Source organism: Stenotrophomonas sp. 10N36 (assembly GCF_056395005.1).
Genome location: NZ_JBFTIS010000027.1, coordinates 19266 through 36724, shown reverse-complemented (window position 1 = coordinate 36724; position 17459 = coordinate 19266). Strand labels below are relative to the sequence as shown.

Genomic DNA, 17459 nt, shown 5'->3' with positions numbered 1-17459 from the left:
CCAGCGGCCGGCACTACCGTGTGGGTGGATGGTTTCCGTGGTGGCCGCCGGCGATCGGCGGCGCCGGTTTACGCGGTGCGCGGGGCGAACATGATGACCATCATGCCGGCCAGGCACAGCCCGACCCCGAGCAGGTCCCAGCGGCTGGGACGGATGCCGTCCACCAGCCACAGCCACATCAACGCGGTGCCGATGTAGACCCCGCCATAGGCCGCATACACCCGCCCGCTGGCGGCCGGATGCAGGGTCAGCAGCCACGCGAACAGGGCCAGGCTGGCCGCCGCCGGCAGCAGCAGCCAGGCGCTGCCGTCCTTACGCAGCCACAGCCACGGCAGGTAGCAGCCGACGATTTCAGCCACGGCGGTGAGGATGAACAGCAGCAGCGTTTTCACGGGGTGGCTTCGTCGGCCTTGGCCTGCTGCCACAGCTGTTCCTGCGCCTCCAGGTCCAGCGCGGCCATCGACTGGCCGGCGGCCGCGGCCTGCGCTTCCATCGCCCGGAAGCGGCGTTCGAACTTGTGGTTGGCCTGGCGCAGCGCCGCGCCCACGTCCACCTTGGCGTGGCGGGCCAGGTTGGCGCAGACGAACAGCAGGTCGCCCAGTTCTTCCTGCAGGCGGGCGTGGTTGTCCTCCACCGCGCCCTGCGCGAACTCGGCGGCCACTTCGTCCAGTTCCTCGCGCACCTTGTCGATCACCGGTGCCGGGCCGGGCCAGTCGAACCCGACCCGCGCCGCGCGCGCCTGCAGCTTCATCGCCCGCTGCCACTCCGGCAGGCCGCGCGAAATGCCGGCCAGTGCGGAGGTGTCGGCATGGCCCTTGGCGGCACGCTCGGCACGCTTGATCGCGTCCCAGTTGGCGTTCACGTCCTCGGCGCCGTCGACCTGCACCTGGGCGAACACGTGCGGGTGGCGGCGCTGCATCTTGTCGCTGATCGAGCGGGCCACGTCGGCAAAGCCGAACGCGCCCTGCTCGCTGGCCATCTGCGCATGGAACACCACCTGCAGCAGCAGATCGCCCAGCTCGTCCTGCAGGTCGACCAGGTCACCGCGGTCGATTGCATCGGCCACTTCGTAGGCCTCTTCGATGGTGTAGGGGGCGATGCTGGAAAAGTCCTGCTGCAGGTCCCAGGGGCAGCCGTCCTGCGGGTCGCGCAGCCGCGCCATGATGCCCAGCAGGCGGTCCAGTTCAGCGGTGGCGGTCATGCAGTCCTCCTTCGACAGCGGGTCAGTCCGGCAGCCACGCGTGCCACGGCAGGCGGGTGTCGCCGAGGGCGATGAAATCGCCGTTCAACAGGCTTTCGCGGCGGTTGTAGCGGAACGGTTTGCCGGTGGCCGCCGACAGCACCGCGCCCCCGGCGGCGTGCAGCACGCACTGGCCAGCGGCGGTGTCCCATTCGGAGGTGGGGCCCAGCCGCGGGTACACGTCCAGCGTGCCTTCGGCAATGCGGCAGAATTTGAGCGAGGAGCCCTGTGCAACCACCTCGATCTCCCCCATGCGCGCCAGCAGGGCCTCGGTCTGCGCGCTGCGGTGCGAGCGGCTGGCCGCTACTTTCAGCGGCGGCGTGGCCGGTGCGCGCGCGCGCAGCACGGTGTCGTGCATGCCCAGGCGGCGGTAGGCCAGCTCCCCGCGCATGGCGTGCCAGGCGATCCCGCTGACCGGGGCCAGCACCACGCCGAAGGCCGGCGCGCCTTGGTAGATCAGGGCGATGTTGACGCTGAATTCGTCGTTGCGTTTGACGAACTCGCGGGTGCCATCGAGCGGGTCCACCAGCCAGTAGGCGCCCCAGTGCTGGCGCACCTCCCACGGCACCTGGGCCGACTCTTCGGACAGGATCGGCAGGTCCGGGGTGAGCTGCTGCAGACCGCGTTCGATCACCGCGTTGGCGGCCAGGTCGGCGGCGGTGACCGGGCTGTGGTCGGATTTGATCGTCACATCGAACGGCGTGGCATACACCGCCATGATGGCGGCGGCGGCGTCCTGGGCGATGGCGATGACGGTTTCGCGCAAATCGGTGGTGAGCTTGATCATTCCCCGCGTTCCAGCCACTGCCGGGCGATGAACAACGCCGCCAGTGATCGGCCCTCGGAAAAATCCTCACGCAGCATCAGCTGGTCCAGATCGGCCAGCTTCCAGGGCACTACTTCCAGTTCCTCGGGCTCGTCGCCGACCAGGCGTTCGGGATACAGGTCGCGTGCCACCACCAGCCACGACTGGTGGCTCATGTAGGTGGGGGCCAGGGTCATCGCCCGCAGCACGTCCAGGCGCCGGGCGCCGTAACCAGCCTCTTCCTTCAATTCACGGTCGGCGGCCTGCTCGGGGCTTTCGCCGGCATCGATGCGGCCCTTGACCAGGCCAAGCTCGTAGCGGTGCATGCCGGCGGCGTATTCACGCACCAGCAGCACCGTCTCGTCGTCCAGCATCGGCACCACCACCACCGCGCCGTGGCCATGGCTGACCAGCCGCTCGAAGCGGCGGCGCTCGCCATTGGAGAATTCCAGGTCAAGGTGCTGGCGCTGGAACGGCCCGCTCTGCTCGTCCGTGATCTTGTGGATGATGGGCAGGCGACGGCTCATGCGAGCATCTCTAGAATGGGAGCTGGTGAAAACGTCTTCATGAGCCTGAAATGCTAGCAGACCCAGCCCCCTTAACGCTGGCCGATCGGTGGCGGCAACGCGACCTGGCCGTGCTGTGGCATCCGTGCACGCAGATGCGCGAGCACCCCGACACCCTGCCGCTGGTGCCGATCGCGCGGGGCGAAGGCCCGTGGCTGATCGATCACGACGGCAAACGCTACCTGGACGCGGTCAGCAGCTGGTGGACCAATCTGTTCGGCCATGCGCACCCGCGGATCGGTGCGGCCATCGCGCAGCAGGCCACCCAGCTGGAACAGGTGATGCTGGCCGGCTTCAGCCATGAACCGGCGGTGGCGCTGGCCGAGCGCCTGCTGGCGATCGCCCCGCGCCAGGCTGGGCGCGACACGCTGGCAAAGGTGTTCTATGCCGACAACGGCTCGGCCGGGGTCGAGGTGGCCCTGAAGATGGCCTTCCACTACTTCCGCAACCGGGGCGAGCACCACCGCACCCGCTTCGTGGCGCTGGAGAACGGCTACCACGGCGAGACCCTGGGCGCGCTGTCGGTGGGCGACATCCCGCTGTACCGGCGAGTGTATGCGCCGCTGCTGACCGAGGCGCTGTTTGCCCCCTCGCCGGACGCCTACCTGGCCGAAGACGGGCAGACCGCCGCGCAGCGCGCGCACCAGGCGGCCGATGCGCTGGCCACGCTGTTCGACCAGCACCCCGGCGAGATCTGCGCGGTGATCCTGGAGCCGCGCCTGCAGTGCGCCGGCGGCATGCGCATGCACGACCCGGTGTACCTGCAGCGTGCGCGCGAACTGTGCGACGCCAACGGCGCGTTCCTGATCGCTGACGAGATCGCCACCGGCTTCGGGCGCACCGGCACGATGTTCGCCTGCGAACAGGCCGGGGTGATGCCCGACCTGCTGTGCCTGTCCAAGGGCCTGACCGGCGGCTTCCTGCCGCTGTCGGCGGTGCTGGCCACCCAGGCGTTGTATGACGCGTTCCTGGACGATTCGCGCGAGCGCGCGTTCCTGCACTCGCACAGCTATACCGGCAATCCGCTGGCCTGCGCCGCGGCCTTGGCCACGCTGGACATCTTCGCCGGCGAGGACGTGATCGTGCGCAACCGCAGCACCGCCGAGGTGATGCGCACGCTGGCCGCCCCGTTCACCGACCACCCGCACGTGGCCGACGTACGCCAGGCCGGGATGGTGGTGGCCTTCGAACTGACCCGCAACGGCGACAAGCGCACCCCGTTCCCGGCCGAGGCGCGGGTGGGTCTGCACGCCTACACCGCCGCGCTCAAGCGTGGCGTGGTGCTGCGCCCGCTGGGCAACGTGCTGTACTGGATGCCGCCGTACTGCGTGGACGACGACCACCTGGACCTGTTGGCCCAGACCACCCTGGCCGCGATCGAGGAGGCTGTTGCATGCGCTTGACCCGGTGCCATGTCGAGACTCCGCTGGCGGTGGGCCAGACCCTGTCGCTGCCCGAGGAAGCGGCCAATCACCTGGTCCGGGTGATGCGCCTGCGCGAGGGCGACGGCTGCGTGCTGTTCAACGGCGACGGCCACGATTACCGCGCCACCCTGGTGGTGGTGGGCAAGCGGGATGCGCAGGTGCGCATCGACGCCGCGCTGGCGGTGGCCAACGAATCGCCGCTGCACATCACCCTGCTGCAGGGCATCGCCCGCGGCGAGAAGATGGACCTGATCCTGCAGAAGGCCACCGAACTGGGGGTCAACGCGATCGTGCCGGTCAACGCCGAACGTACCGAAGTGAAACTGGATGCGGCGCGCGCGGAGAAGCGGCTGGCGCACTGGACCAGCGTGGTGGTGTCGGCCTGTGGCCAGTCCGGGCGTGCGCGGGTGCCGAGCGTTGCGGCGCCGCAATCGCTGCTGGACGCCGCGCGGCAGGTGCCGGCCGAGGCGCTCAAACTCACCCTGGACCCGCTGGGCGAGCATCGCCTGTCCACCCTGCAGCCGGCACGGGGTGGCGTGGTGATTGCGATTGGCCCGGAGGGCGGCTGGTCGCCACGGGATCGGCAGGCATTGGGCGAGGCGGGCTTCCAGGGGCTGCAGCTGGGTCCGCGCATCCTGCGCACCGAAACGGCCGGGCTGGCCGCCATCGCGGCGGTGCAGGCGCGTCTGGGCGACCTGGGCTGACCGATCACATTGCGGCGGGTGCCGACCGTTGGTCGTTACCGGCCGTGTGCGGATCGGTATTTGGCGCATGTGCCGACCAACGGTCGGCACCTACCATCGATCACGCACCCGATATGGTCGGTGCACAAATCAGTGCACGAACGGTCGGTGCGCGAATCGGCATCGCGTGGGCACGGACCGTGGGTCGGTGCACGAACGGTCGGTGCACAAATCGGCGTCACGGTAGGCACCGACCGTTGGTCGGTGCGTGAAACGTCCGGTGCGCGAATCGGCATCGTGTGGGCACGGACCGTGGGCCGGTGCACGAACGGTCGGTGCACAAATCGGCGTCACGGTAGGCACCGACCGTTGGTCGGTGCGTGAAAGGTCCGGTGCGAATCGGCGTCGCGGTAGGCACCGACCGTTGGTCGGTGCTCGAATGGTCGGTGCGCAACGCGTGTGCCGACCAACGGTCGGCACCTACCCCGCGACGGGGTAGGCCTCGTCCAGCGCGGCTTCCAGCGCATCCAGGTCGGGCAGCAGCGCGCTCTGCTCGCCCAGCAGCACGCGCATGTGCACGCCCTGCGGCAGGGTTTCCTCGGAGGCGTCGGCGAGCAGGCCGTCACGCGGCACCGAGATCAGCTGCGGGAAGGTCTGGGTGAGCAGCGCGAAATACGGGCGCTTCGCGTTGCCGCCCAGCGCCTTGAGCACCACCACCTTGTTGTTGCTGGTGACCAGTTCGTCGCCCAGCCCGGACAGCCGCGCGAACGACAGCAGCGGCACGTCCCAACCGTGCCAGGCAATCTGGCCGACCAGCCAGGCCGGTGCGTCCGGCACGCTCTGCACGGCCACCTTGGACATCATCTCGGCCACGGTGGCATTGGGCAGCAGCACGCGTTCGTGCCCGGCCTGGATCAATACCCCGCGGATTTCGTCGTTGCTGGCGTAACTCATGGCGTGATTCCTGAAAAGGGTACGGCGCGGCGATTACTCGCTCACACCCCAACGTTCGACGATGCTCTGGGCCAGCTGCGGCGGCTCGCCCGCGTCCATCCCGGCGGCCACCGCGGCGTTTGCCGCGGCCGGGTCGTAGCAGCCTTCGCCGACCTGTGCGCCCACCCAGGCGCCTGCGGCGGCCAGGGCCAGCACGTCCTCGACCTGGGCCGTGTCGGCGCCACTGAGCAGCACCACGGCACTGTGCGCCGGCGGCAGCGTGGCCACCTGGACGCCCTGTGCATCACCGTGGAAATACAGGCCGCGCTGACGTTCGGCCAGGCCGATGTCGTCAGGCAGGATGTAGGCGTTGCCGGCCTGGACCGGCTGGTCGGCTTCGGCCAGCAGCACCGGCAACGCGGACACGCGCGCCATCTGCTTGACCAGGTTGCCGTAGCGGCCGCCATCCAGGCGCATGTGCACCAGCACCGGCGTGGCCAGCCCCGCCGGCAGCGTGGCCAGCAGGCGGCGCAGCGCGTCCGGGCCGCCGATACCGGCCAGCACCAGCACCGCACCTGCGGCGGCGCCGTCGTTGGGGCGCTCGGCCTCCAGTTCGACCAGCGACAGCCGTTCGATATCGAACGCAGACAGCGGCGGCGGTGCCGCATCCGCACCGGCCGCCGCGCTTGCAGGCGCGGCGGCGGCGGTGTCGGCACTGTCATCCACCAGCGACCAGCTGCTGTGGTCGCCCAGCGGCGCGCGGGCAACGGCCGGCGGCGCCGACGGTGGCACCGGCGGCGGGACGGATGGTGCAGCGGCCGGCGAAGGCGGCTGCAGGGCGGCCAGCGCTTCTTCCAGCGACATCGGTTCGCTCAACGCATCCGGGGCCTGGTACAGGCCATCGGCCGGAACGTCCGCGGCGGCATCGAAGGCCTCGCGGACGTGGAAGTCCAGCGGGGCATCGGCATGCAGTTCGGCCGGCGTGGTCGGCATGCCGGGCTCGGGCTGGAGCAGGCTGTCCTGTTCCGACCCTGGCGGCAACACGTCGTGGTGGCCGTGCAGCTTGGCCACCAGGTGCCGTGCCCAGCGCTGCGCTTCCCAGCCTTCACGGCGGGCGGCCAGTTCGGCTTCGTCGAAGATCAGGGTCAGCGACGGCGAGCCCAGCACCGGGTCCAGGCGCTCCAACGCGTCTTCGATCGCCGGTTCCAGCGCGATCAGCACCGCGCCCGGCGCTGCGTCGCGCAGCACCTGCACGTCCAGCGTGTTGGGATCCTCTTCCAGCACCAGGGTGGCGCCGGCCTGGGCCAACGCGTCGCGCAGGCGCTCGCGGGCCTGCCCCGGGCGCGCCAGCAGCGCTACCGACAACAGCAAAGGCAGGTCATTCGCGGACACGGGCGATCCCCAGCAGGTCGTACACGTTTCGCATCAGGTCCAGTTCCTGGTAAGGCTTGCCCAGGTAACGCTGGACGCCAATTTCGAAGGCGCGCTGACGGTGCTTGTCGCCACTGCGCGAGGTGATCATCACGATCGGCACATCCTTGTAGCGCGGATCGGCGCGCATCGCCGTGGCCAGTTCATAGCCATCCATGCGCGGCATTTCGATATCCAGCAGCATCAGGTCGGGGACCCGCTCTTCCAGACGCTCCAGTGCTTCCACACCATCGCGGGCGACCGCCACTTCGAAGTTGTGGCGCTCCAGGATGCGGCCGGTGACCTTGCGCATGGTCAGCGAATCGTCGACCACCATCACCAGCGGTGCCTGGCGGTCGCTGACCTGGCTGGTCACGGCGATCGGCTTGTGCGGGTTGGCCTGGAAGCGGCGGACCAGCGGTGCGACGTCGAGGATGACCACCACGCGGCCATCGCCGGTGATGGTGGCGCCGTAGATACCCGGCACCGACGCGATCTGCAGGCCGACCGGCTTGACCACGATTTCGCGGTTGCCCAGCACCTGGTCGATCGCAACGGCCGCGCGCAGTTCACCGGCACGCACCAGCAGCAGCGGCACCTGTGCCTGGCCCTCGGCACGCGCCGGGCCTTGGCCCACCAGCGTACCCAGGTCGTGCAGGGCGAAGGCTTCGCCACCGTAGTGGTAGTCGCCATCGATGGTTTCAAAGCGCTCGCGCGAGATCCGGCCGATACCGCTGACCGAGGCCACCGGCACTGCGTAGGTGGTCTCGCCGATCTGCACGAACACCGCCTGGGTGACTGCCAGCGTCTGCGGCAGGCGCAGGGTGAAGGTGACGCCCTGGCCGCGCACCGAGTGGATATCCACCGAGCCGCCCAGCTGGCGCACTTCGTTGTGCACCACGTCCATGCCCACGCCACGGCCGGCCAGCTGGCTGACCTGGTCGGCGGTGCTGAAGCCTGGCGAGAAGATCATCGCGTCCAGTTCGGCGTCGCCGAGCACGGCATCGGCCTGCACCAGGCCACGCTGTTCGGCGCGGCGACGGATCGCCTCGCGGTCCAGCCCAGCGCCGTCGTCGGCCACTTCCAACACGATTTCCGAGCCTTCGCGGCGCAGACGGATGGCGATCTCGCCCTCTTCCGGCTTGCCGGCAGCACGGCGCTGTTCCGGCGTTTCCAGCCCGTGGGCAACCGAGTTGCGCAGCATGTGTTCCAGCGGCGCGACCATGCGGTCCAGGACGTTGCGGTCCAGTTCGCCGTGGGTCCCTTCCAGGATCACGTGGACCTGCTTGCCGGTGTCCTGGCCAGCCTGGCGGACCACGCGACGCAGGCGCGGCACCAGACCGTCGAACGGCACCATGCGCGCACGCATCAGGCCGTCCTGCAGTTCCGAGCTGACCCGCGACTGCTGTTGCAGCAGCACGTCGTACTGGCGCGACAGGTCGTCCAGCACGCCCTGCAGGCCGCCCAAGTCGGCGGCGGACTCGTTCAGCGCGCGGCTGAGCTGCTGCAGCGTGGAGAAGCGGTCCAGTTCCAGCGGATCGAACTTGTGGTCGGCCTGATCCTGCTCACGCTGGTAGCGAGCAACGATCTGCGCTTCGGTTTCCAGGTCCAGGCGCCGCAGCTGGTCGCGCAGACGCGCGTTGGTGCGATCCAGTTCGCCCATGGCGCCACGGAAGGCACCGAGCTGCTGTTCCAGGCGCGAGCGGTAGATCGCCACTTCACCGGCGTGGTTGACCAGGCGGTCGAGCAGGTCGGCGCGCACGCGTACCTGTTCCTGCTGCGGACGCGCCAGGGCATCGTCGTCGCTGCTGGTTTCCAGCGGCACCGGTGCCGAGAGCGGCGCCGCGGCGACGGCCGTATCGACCTCGACCGGTGCGCTGTCCTGCACGGTGTCGGCACTGGTATCGACGGCCACGTCGACCCGACCCAGCGTGCGCTGTTCGAACGCATGGATCAGGTCGTCGGGCATCGACACGCTGCGGTGCTGCCCGGTACGGGTCAGCAGCTGGTGCAGGCGATCGAAGCCACGTTCAAGCAGGTGCACGTCGCTGCGGTCGATGTCGGTGCGGTTGGCCGCAACGGCTTCCAGCAGCGATTCGATGCCATGGCCCAGGTCGCCGATCGGGTTGATCCCGGCCATGCGTGCGCCACCCTTGAGGGTGTGCAGGTCACGCTGCAGGCCGGCAATGACGTCGCGGTCGTTGGGCGCGGCGCGCAGTTCGCTGATCAGGCCATCGCAATGGTCGAGCAGGTCCTTGCCTTCTTCCACGAAGATGTCGACCAGCTCCTGATCGAGCACGCTGAAGTCCAGCGCGTCGGCGCTGTCCTCGTCGTCATCGGCATCGGTATCGAGCACGCTGTCGGTGGCAACGGTTGCCTCGGCCGGGGTGGCCGGGTCCTCGTGCGTGGACAGCACGGCAACCGATGCGCCGGCGGCGGCCACGGGCGCGTCTTCCAGTTCGAAGAACGGCGTCGGCGTGGTGGTGTCGGTGTCGGTGTCGGTGTCGGTCACATCCTCGGCAAAGGCGTCGGCCTCGTCGCGCTGTTCCTGCGCGTCGTGGATGGCATCCAGGCCCAGCACGCTGTCGGCCGCATCGTCGGCCTGCGGCGCGTCGATCACGGTCAGCCCGTCGTCCAGTGCCTGCTGTTCGTCGACCAGTTCGCCGAACGCCGGCGTCGGCGGCAGGGCCTCGTCCAGTGCGTCGCGCGTGTCCTGATCGTCTGCATCCAGCGCCTGTTCCGACGCCGCGGGTGCGGCATCGTCGGTTGCGTCGAGCGGCGCTTCCAACGAGGTGTTGGCGTCTGCGTCTGCTTCCACGGCGGTTTCAGCTTCAGCTTCAGCTTCAGCTTCAACTTCGGCTTCGACTTCGGCTTCGGCTTCGGCTTCGGCCGCGGTGTCCGGCGTCTCCACGGTGGCAACCGCCGATACGTCGTCCAGGACCACGTCGTTGATCGAGGTGTCGTCTGCGGCAGCGTCCGTAGCAGCAGCAACGTCGCCGCTCGCCTCGGCCACCGGCGGCGTCACATCGGCGTCGAGGAAGCGCGACAGGTCGTTGGCGCCGGTCAGTTCGACCGCCTCCAGACCGTCATGCGCGCCCTGCCCGTCCGCTGCAGCGTCGTGCGGTACCGCATCGAACGTGGCAGCGTCGGCAACGCCGGCCTCGGCACGGCCTGCATCAGGCTGTGCATCGTCCAGCGCGATCTCGTTGCTCGCGGTGGGCGCGGCATGCACCGGAAGATCGGCATCGAAGTACGCCGACAGGTCATCGCTGCCGGTCAGTTCGTCGACCACCAGCGCATCGGCGTCCAGCGCGTCACCGGTCTCCGTCTCAACCGCATCGGTCTCAACGGCGGTCGGCTCGACCACGGTCAGGGCGTCGGCGTCGATCTCGGCCAACTGCAGGTCGCTATCGGCACTGTCGTCCAGGCCGGCGTAACCGCCCTGCGCGTCTGCCTGCGGCAGTGTGGCCAGAGCGTCGTCGTCGTTCGCGGCGACGTCGTCGCCGGTCACCGGAGCGGCTGCATCAAGGGACGCGACGGCGTCCACGGCGTCCGGATCCACGGCCTGCGGTTCGACAGCGCCCGGCTCGACGGCATCGCCGTCCAGCGCGTCCTGCTCGAAGGCCAGGTCGTCTTCTTCATCGTCGGCCACCAGGGCCGGCCAGCGCGCTTCGGGCAGCGTGTCGGCCAGGGCCTGCAGGCGCGCGGCAAGCGCGGCCTGCACCGGAATCCGCGGTGCGTCGGCCTGCAGGGCCGTCATCGTGGCGGTGATCGCGTCGGCGGTGGCCGACAGCGCGTCCACGCCATCGGCGTCCGGGGCGGTATCGGCGGCCAGCGAGCGCTTGATGAAGCTCTCGGCGCCCCCGGTGACGGCGGTGATTTCGGGCACGTCGGTCATCGCGAACGCACCGTTCATGGTGTGCACCGCGCGCAGCAGGGTGTCGGTGACCGGCTGCGGGGCCACGCTGGCCTCGCGCAACCAGGCCTGCAACGTGGCCTGATGGGTATCCACCTCGGCTTCGAGGATTTCGCGCAGCACTTCGTCGATGTTGGCCGGGGTACCGGCGGCTTCGACGACGTCGACGACGGCGGTGGCTTCGGTGGCGTCCACCACTTCCACCGGCGCGGCCACGACGGGCGCGGCCCGCTGCAGCGGCACATGGAAGGTTTCTTCGCCCGCTGCCACGCGATCGGCAATGGCCTGCATGGCCTGCAGGTCGGCCGTCACGCGGCCTTCGCCGCGCAGCGCTGCGTTGAGCTGCGGCAGCACCTCATACGCCTGGGTGACCATGGCCACCACGGCCGGGGTAGCCGGCCGGGTACCGTCGAGCACGCGGTTGAGCATGCCTTCGATTTTCCAGCTGAACTCGCCCAGGGTGCGTGCGCCGACCAGCCGGCCGCTGCCCTTGAGGGTGTGGAAAACGCGGCGGATCGGACGCAGACGGTCCAGGTTGTCCGGCGCGGCGCGCCAGACCGGCAGCAGGTTGCCGAGGTTGACCAGTTCCTCGTCGAACTCTTCGATGAAGACCTCGCGGATGTCCTGGTCGATGTTCTCGCCATCGTCCTCGAAGCCGGCTTCGATGCTGTCGGTCTCACTGACCGCATTGGCCGGCGATACCGCGGCCAGGGCATCGGGGGTGACCGCAGGCGCGGTGCTGAACTGCGCGGCGGCCGCATCCAGCTCGGCCAGGAAGCGCGCGGATTCGTCGTCCAGCTCGATCTTGCCAATCACCGCGGCATGCACGCCGGTGCTGCTGTGGGTCACGACCGGGGTCGGATCCTGCGCAGCCACGTCGTCGGCGTGGGTCTGGTCGTCGGTGTCGGTCGGCACTGCCGCATCGACGGATGCGTCTGCGACCGCGCTGTCATCTGCGACCAAGGTCGGCTCGGCAGCCTCGACCGGTTCGGCAATGACCGCGTCGATGTGCGCAATGGCGTCGTCAACGGCAACGGCATCGGTCGCCTGCAGGAACGACGGCAACTGGGCCACGTCCAGGTCCGGCGCGGCATCGGCAACCGGGGCCACGGTGGGCGCGACGGTATCGTCGATCTGCAGCGACAGCACGTCGCCGGCATTGTGCAGCGGCGCATCGAAGGTGAATTCGATGGGCTCGTCGCTGAACTCCAGCGCGTCATGCTCGGCGGCAACGGGGTCGAACCCACCGCTGAAGGACACCTCTTCCTGCGCATGCGCGTCGGCCTGCGCGGACACCGTGTCGGTGGCGTCCAGCGTCTCCAGGGCCACATGCATCGGCGGCAGCGCGTCCCAGCGCACCGCGGGGCTGTCCTCGGCGATCACCGGGTCGAAACGGGCGAAGCTGGGTTCGGCGTGGTCGGCGGCCGCATCGGCCTCGGCGGACAGCGTCCACTGCGGTGCCTCCGGCGCGGGCGCGGTCGATGCGTCGAACACCAGCGACGCACCGGCTGCCACGGCGGTGGCCAGGGCGGCGTCCGGCAGCGGGTCGAAGGTGAATTCCGGGAACGACGGCGGCACGCTGCCCGGCGGCGGTGCGCTCGGGGTGACGGGCACGGCGATCGGCTCGACCGACGGCGCATCCCACGGCGTCAATTCGATCGGCTCGGCGGCCACCGGCAGGGCTTCTGCGGTGGCGTCCGGCTGGACGGCATTGGCGTCCGGCAGCGGCCAGTAACGCAGCGTTTCCAGGCTGGTGCGGGTGATATCGAGGATTTCCTCGCGGCCCGGGCGGCGTTCGCGCAGGGCTTCGAGGTAGTACTCCAGGCTGGCCATGGCATCGGCCAGGGTGTCCAGCTGGCGCCCGCTCGGCACGCGCTGGCGGCCGATCAGTTCCACCGTGATGTACTGGCGCACACCCTGCAGGTAGTCGGCCGGCGTGGCCAGGTCGAGCATGCGCAACGCACCGGACACCTCGCCCAGCAGGCGCGGCACTTCCGCCAGCTGCTGGTGGTTCCAGTTGGTTTCGATGAAGGCGACGAAGTGCTCGCGCGCGGCGGCGAAATTGGCGATGGCTTCATGCGCCAGCACCTCCACCGTGCGCCGGTTCTCCACCGCGCTCGGATCGTCCTCGCCACTGCCGCCGGCGCCCAGATGGGCGACCTGGTCGTCCAGCGAGGCGTCCACGTACAGCAGCGCACCGGCGATATCCAGCAGCAGGCTTTCGTCGATCTGCTGCTCGCCCTGGACGACGCTGCGCAGCGCATCGCGCTGTTGCACGACCACGCCGCGGGCCACGCCCAGGCCCATCATGCCCAGGGTATCGGCAACCGCGCCCAGTTCGTTGACCTGGGTCTGCAGCTGCACCGGATCGCCGCCGGTGCGCAGGTGCAGGTCCAGTGCGTCCTTGATCCGCAGCAGCTCTTCCTTGACCGCATTGCCCACGGTATCGAGCAGTTCGCGGTTGCGCCCGCTCAGGCTGCCACGGGCATGGTCGAGCTCGGCCTCGGTGGCGGTGACGCTGTCCGGGGCGAACGCGAACAGCACGCTCTCGTTGATACCCGGCGCGGCGCGTGCCGAGCGGATGTCGTTGAGCAGCGGCAGCAGCACGATGGGAATGTCGCGGTGACCGTTCTGCAGGCGCTCCAGGTAGTCGGGCAGCAGCACGCTGCCGCGCATCAGGGTGGCGCAGGCTTCGTCACGGTCGGGCACCTCGCCGGCGCCGATGGCATTGGCCAGCTGCTCCAGCTCTTCGGCCACCATCGCCGGGGCGTACAACTCCACCATGCGCAGGGTGCCCTGCACCTGGTGCAGGTAGCCGGCGCAGAAGCGCATGCGGCCGGCGTCGGAGGGGTCTTCGGCGTAGTACTCCACCTCGTTGCGCACCTGGCGCAGGGTTTCGTCCAGTTCCGGCTTGACCCAGCCCAGGGCGGCGTGGCTCATGGCATCGCGCAGCGTGCTCATGCCAGGTCTCCCGGCAGGGGCGCGCGCGTGTCGTGCTGTGGTTTATCGCGATGCATCATCTGCTGATTCCTTCCCTCTCCGCCCTGCCCGCGGCTCACGCCGGCAGCTTGAAGTCGGCAACCGAGCGGCGCAGGTCGGCCGCCAGCTGTGCCAAATGACCGATCGACTCGGCGGTCTGTCCCGCACCCTGCGAGGTCTGGCCGGTAATCTGACGGATCACGCCCATGGTGCGGGTGATGTCCGAGGCGGCCGACGACTGCTGCTGGGCGGCGATCGAGATGTTCTTGATGAGGTTGTTGAGCGCGTTGGACACGCGTTCGATTTCAGTCAGCGCGGTACCGGCGTCTTCGGCCAGGCGCGCACCGGACACCACTTCGGCGGTGGTCTGCTCCATCGAGCTGACCGCTTCGTTGGTATCGGCCTGAATGGCCTGGACCAGGCCTTCAATGCGTCGGGTCGCGCCGGAGGTGCGTTCTGCCAGGCGCTGCACTTCGTCGGCCACCACGGCGAAACCACGGCCGGCCTCACCGGCCGAGGCCGCCTGCACCGCGGCGTTCAACGCCAGGATGTTGGTCTGTTCGGAAATGTCGTTGATCAGTTCCACGATCGAGCCGATCTCCTGCGAGGATTCGCCCAGGCGCTTGATGCGCTTGGAGGTTTCCTGGATCTGGTCGCGGATCTGGTCCATGCCCTGGATGGTCTCGCGGACCACGCCGGCACCTTCGGCGGCGATCACCACCGAGCGCTGTGCCACGTCGGCCGACTCGGCCGAGTTGCGCGACACCTGTTCGATGCTCGAGGCGATTTCGCCGATGCGGTCCGATGCCGAGGTGATCTGGTTGGCCTGGTGGCCGGCCGCTTCGGCCAGCTGCATGGCCGTGGCCTGGGTTTCCTGGGTGGACAGCGCGACCTTGGCCGAGGTGTCGTTGATGGTGGTCACCAGGTGGCGCAGTTCGTCCACGGCGTAGTTGATGGCGTCTGCGATCGCGCCGGTCATGTCCTCGGTCACCGAGGCCTTCACCGTCAGGTCGCCTTCACCCAGCGAGCTGATTTCGTCCAGCAGCCGCATGATGGCCTGCTGGTTGCGGCTGTTGAATTCCACCTGGGTCTGGTAACGCAGGTCCTGCTCGCGCGACCGGCTGCGCACGGTGCTGCTGACGAAGCCGATGATGGCGATCAGCGACAGCGCGCCGGAAATCACGCCCAGCCAGAAGTTCGGGAACAGGCGCGTGTCGCGCACCGAACCGAACGAGGAGAAGGCTTCAAACAGCTTCTTGCTGTCGTCCAGCATGCGGGTGGCACCGCCGGTCAGCGCGGCGGCCGAGGACTGCGCCGAGAACAGCTGGCGCGAGCTGGCCAGGATCGCGTCGGCGTCCTTCTTCATGGTGTCCCACTGCTTCTGGGACTGCTCCAGCGCAGCCAACGCGCCGGCATTGCGCACCGGGGTGATGCCCAGTTCTTCGTTGCCGTTGCGCAGGGCTTCCAACACCTGGGTGAACACCACCGAGTCGCGGGCGAGCGCGTCGCCCGCCGCGGCGGCATTGGCACCGCCGGCGCGCATTTCGGTGACCCGGCGGGCCATCGAGCCCACCACCACCACCTGCTGCAGCGCGTTGTACACCTGCGAGGCCGGCGCACCGCCGGCGGACATCGCGCGCACCACTTCGTTCAGCTGTGCCTGCAGTGCCGGCACGCCGTTGACGAAGTTGTTGGCGTTGCCGGCCAGGGCCAGTACCGCCGGCTCACTGGCCACCAGCTGGGCGGCGCTCTTGCCGAGCGGCTCCCAGGTCTGGCTGAGCTGGGTGAGCGGGCCGGACACGTTGGCCTCGGAGCCGTAGCGGCCCTGCAGGCTGCTCACCGTGCTCTCGATGCGGGTCTTGGTGTCCTTGAACGCGGTGAACGCCTGGGCGTTGCCCGAGACCGCTTCACGGCCCTGGTTGGCCAGCTGCTGGGACAACACCTGCAGATCGGCCGCGCCGGTACTGGCGCCGGCCAGGCGACTGCCCTGCCAGGTGGCGACGCCGGTGTTGACGCCGAACACGATCATCGACAGGGCCAGCAGGCCGAGCCAGAAATTGGTTCCCACCGACCCGAGCTTGCCGGCCTTGGCGGATTCCGAAGTAGTACTCATCGTTCAACCTCGATCATCAAATACGGTGAGACAGGCGGCAGCGATCAGGCTGCGGCCTGCCTGAATTCGGGAGTGCGCGACAGCAGCGACAGCGAGAACACGCCCCAATCGTGGCCATCGCCGTGGAAGGCACGGTCGATGAAGTGGGCGTAGCGGCCACTGGCGAGGTCGCCAATGGCGATGTCCTGGCCCTCGTCGAAGCTGCGCTGGCCAAACAGTTCATCGATGGTGAGCGCGACGTCGCCGCCGGCCTGGCGCATGATCAACACGCGCTGGCCTTCCTGGTGCACGGTGCGCTCGCCTTCCAGGAAGTACTTCAGGTCCACCACCGGGAACAGGTTGCCGCGCAGGTTGCCCACGCCGAGCAGCCACGGCTGTGCGCCGGGCACCGGGGTGATCGGCGGCATCGGCACGATTTCAACCACTTCGCGGAAATCCGACACCAGGTGGCGCTTGCCCACGCGGTAACCGACGCCACGCCACAGGTCCTGCGCGAACTGACGCTCGGGCAGCTGCACGGCATGGGCCAGGCTGCGCCGCTCGTAGGCCTCGAGGATGTCGAAAGGAGAACGCATCAGACCACCAACTGGTTGATCCGCGCGATCAGTTCCTCCTCGCGCGGCGGCTTGACGATGTAGTCGGCCGCCCCCTGGCGCAGCCCCCACGCCTTGTCGGTCTCCATCGCCTTGGTGCTGACGATGACGACCGGAATATGTTTGATGGCCGCATCACGCGCCATCGCACGGGTGGCCTGGAAGCCACTCATGCCCGGCAGGACCACGTCCATCAGTACCAGCTGCGGGACATGCTCGCGCACGAGCACCAGCCCGTCCTCGGCGTTGTCCGCTTCCAGTACTTCGTGCCCGGCCTTGGTCAACCACTGCGTGAACACCGCGCGGTCGGTCGGTGAATCCTCGATCAGAACGATTCGAGCCATTGTGCCTTTCCCCCTGGTCAGGCGTTGACGTATGTGCGGATGGCACCCAGCAGTTCTTCACGCGTGAATGGCTTGGTCAGGTACTGCTCCGAGCCGACGATGCGCCCGCGCGCCTTGTCGAACAGGCCGTCCTTGGAGGACAGCATGATCACCGGGGTCGACTTGAACAGCTGGTTGCCCTTGATCAGCGCACAGGTCTGATAGCCATCCAGCCGCGGCATCATGATGTCCACGAAGATGATCTGCGGCTGTTGGTCGGCGATCTTGGCCAACGCCTCGAAACCATCGGTCGCGGTCACCACCTCGCAGCCTTCGCGCTTGAGCAGTGTTTCGGCGGTCCTGCGAATGGTCTTCGAATCGTCGATGACCATGACCCTAAGCCCTGCGAGTTCCCCACCCGCAGCCATGTTTTCAGTCATTACCTTTCCCCGGGCGCGCGACGCTTCTGCTTGG

13 protein-coding genes are annotated in these 17459 nt (G+C 68.8%); 2 read left to right on the top strand and 11 right to left on the bottom strand.

Annotated features, from left to right (window positions below):
* Positions 1-68 precede the first annotated feature (68 nt).
* The 4 genes from AC1DCJ_RS18965 to nudE are packed head-to-tail and all read right to left on the bottom strand — an operon-like array spanning position 69 to position 2572.
* Positions 69-392 carry a YnfA family protein gene (locus AC1DCJ_RS18965; protein WP_038686803.1) on the bottom strand — a complete coding sequence of 108 codons (324 nt, stop codon included), beginning with the start codon at positions 390-392 and terminating at the stop codon, positions 69-71.
* Positions 389-1201 (bottom strand): nucleoside triphosphate pyrophosphohydrolase, encoded by an 813-nt coding sequence (mazG, locus tag AC1DCJ_RS18960; RefSeq protein ID WP_478071675.1) that lies wholly within the window; start codon positions 1199-1201, stop codon positions 389-391. Before mazG ends, AC1DCJ_RS18965 begins: the two co-directional genes overlap by 4 nt.
* Before the next feature lie 22 nt (positions 1202-1223).
* Positions 1224-2027, bottom strand: a complete 804-nt coding sequence (gene cysQ / locus AC1DCJ_RS18955) for a 3'(2'),5'-bisphosphate nucleotidase CysQ (RefSeq protein WP_478071674.1) — start codon at positions 2025-2027, stop codon at positions 1224-1226.
* A complete protein-coding gene (gene nudE, locus AC1DCJ_RS18950; RefSeq protein WP_137191654.1) occupies positions 2024-2572 on the bottom strand; it encodes an ADP compounds hydrolase NudE in 549 nt (182 codons plus the stop codon). Before nudE ends, cysQ begins: the two co-directional genes overlap by 4 nt.
* A gap of 50 nt (positions 2573-2622) precedes the next feature.
* Here nudE and bioA point away from each other — a divergent pair, with 50 nt between their 5' ends.
* The gene (gene bioA, locus AC1DCJ_RS18945; RefSeq protein WP_478071673.1) at positions 2623-4014 is read left to right on the top strand and encodes an adenosylmethionine--8-amino-7-oxononanoate transaminase; all 1392 of its coding nucleotides are present in this window, start codon (positions 2623-2625) and stop codon (positions 4012-4014) included.
* On the top strand, positions 4005-4739 hold the full coding sequence (locus tag AC1DCJ_RS18940) for a 16S rRNA (uracil(1498)-N(3))-methyltransferase (RefSeq protein WP_478071672.1): 735 nt from the start codon (positions 4005-4007) through the stop codon (positions 4737-4739). Before bioA ends, AC1DCJ_RS18940 begins: the two co-directional genes overlap by 10 nt.
* Positions 4740-5198: 459 nt before the next feature.
* Here the strand turns inward: AC1DCJ_RS18940 and AC1DCJ_RS18935 are convergent, their stop codons facing one another.
* The 7 genes from AC1DCJ_RS18935 to pilG all read right to left on the bottom strand — a co-directional run bounded on the left by AC1DCJ_RS18935 (position 5199) and on the right by pilG (position 17425).
* The gene (locus AC1DCJ_RS18935; RefSeq protein WP_137191657.1) at positions 5199-5672 is read right to left on the bottom strand and encodes a chemotaxis protein CheW; all 474 of its coding nucleotides are present in this window, start codon (positions 5670-5672) and stop codon (positions 5199-5201) included.
* 33 nt (positions 5673-5705) lie between these two features.
* Positions 5706-7043, bottom strand: coding sequence for a chemotaxis protein CheB (locus AC1DCJ_RS18930; RefSeq protein ID WP_478071671.1), 1338 nt, complete (start codon positions 7041-7043; stop codon positions 5706-5708).
* Positions 7030-13938, bottom strand: coding sequence for a hybrid sensor histidine kinase/response regulator (locus tag AC1DCJ_RS18925; RefSeq protein ID WP_478071670.1), 6909 nt, complete (start codon positions 13936-13938; stop codon positions 7030-7032). The genes AC1DCJ_RS18930 and AC1DCJ_RS18925 overlap by 14 nt, the downstream gene beginning before the upstream one ends.
* Before the next feature lie 94 nt (positions 13939-14032).
* Positions 14033-16069 carry a methyl-accepting chemotaxis protein gene (locus tag AC1DCJ_RS18920; protein WP_137191660.1) on the bottom strand — a complete coding sequence of 679 codons (2037 nt, stop codon included), beginning with the start codon at positions 16067-16069 and terminating at the stop codon, positions 14033-14035.
* Between the two features lie 44 nt (positions 16070-16113).
* On the bottom strand, positions 16114-16644 hold the full coding sequence (locus AC1DCJ_RS18915) for a chemotaxis protein CheW (protein WP_137191661.1): 531 nt from the start codon (positions 16642-16644) through the stop codon (positions 16114-16116).
* Entirely contained in the window at positions 16644-17006 is a 363-nt protein-coding gene (locus AC1DCJ_RS18910; protein WP_141057568.1) for a response regulator, read from the bottom strand. The genes AC1DCJ_RS18915 and AC1DCJ_RS18910 overlap by 1 nt, the downstream gene beginning before the upstream one ends.
* Before the next feature lie 17 nt (positions 17007-17023).
* Entirely contained in the window at positions 17024-17425 is a 402-nt protein-coding gene (gene pilG / locus AC1DCJ_RS18905; protein WP_017356958.1) for a twitching motility response regulator PilG, read from the bottom strand.
* Positions 17426-17459: the final 34 nt, after the last annotated feature.

What these genes read in the sequence shown, in the direction of transcription:
- cysQ (WP_478071674.1), bottom strand. Translation starts at nt 2,027, where the DNA reads ATGATCAAGCTCACCACCGATTTGCGCGAAACCGTCATCGCCATCGCC.
- nudE (WP_137191654.1), bottom strand. Translation starts at nt 2,572, where the DNA reads ATGAGCCGTCGCCTGCCCATCATCCACAAGATCACGGACGAGCAGAGC.
- AC1DCJ_RS18935 (WP_137191657.1), bottom strand. Translation starts at nt 5,672, where the DNA reads ATGAGTTACGCCAGCAACGACGAAATCCGCGGGGTATTGATCCAGGCC.
- AC1DCJ_RS18915 (WP_137191661.1), bottom strand. Translation starts at nt 16,644, where the DNA reads ATGCGTTCTCCTTTCGACATCCTCGAGGCCTACGAGCGGCGCAGCCTG.
- AC1DCJ_RS18940 (WP_478071672.1), top strand. Translation starts at nt 4,005, where the DNA reads ATGCGCTTGACCCGGTGCCATGTCGAGACTCCGCTGGCGGTGGGCCAG.
- AC1DCJ_RS18910 (WP_141057568.1), bottom strand. Translation starts at nt 17,006, where the DNA reads ATGGCTCGAATCGTTCTGATCGAGGATTCACCGACCGACCGCGCGGTG.
- mazG (WP_478071675.1), bottom strand. Translation starts at nt 1,201, where the DNA reads ATGACCGCCACCGCTGAACTGGACCGCCTGCTGGGCATCATGGCGCGG.
- bioA (WP_478071673.1), top strand. Translation starts at nt 2,623, where the DNA reads ATGCTAGCAGACCCAGCCCCCTTAACGCTGGCCGATCGGTGGCGGCAA.
- pilG (WP_017356958.1), bottom strand. Translation starts at nt 17,425, where the DNA reads ATGACTGAAAACATGGCTGCGGGTGGGGAACTCGCAGGGCTTAGGGTC.
- AC1DCJ_RS18920 (WP_137191660.1), bottom strand. Translation starts at nt 16,069, where the DNA reads ATGAGTACTACTTCGGAATCCGCCAAGGCCGGCAAGCTCGGGTCGGTG.
- AC1DCJ_RS18925 (WP_478071670.1), bottom strand. Translation starts at nt 13,938, where the DNA reads ATGAGCACGCTGCGCGATGCCATGAGCCACGCCGCCCTGGGCTGGGTC.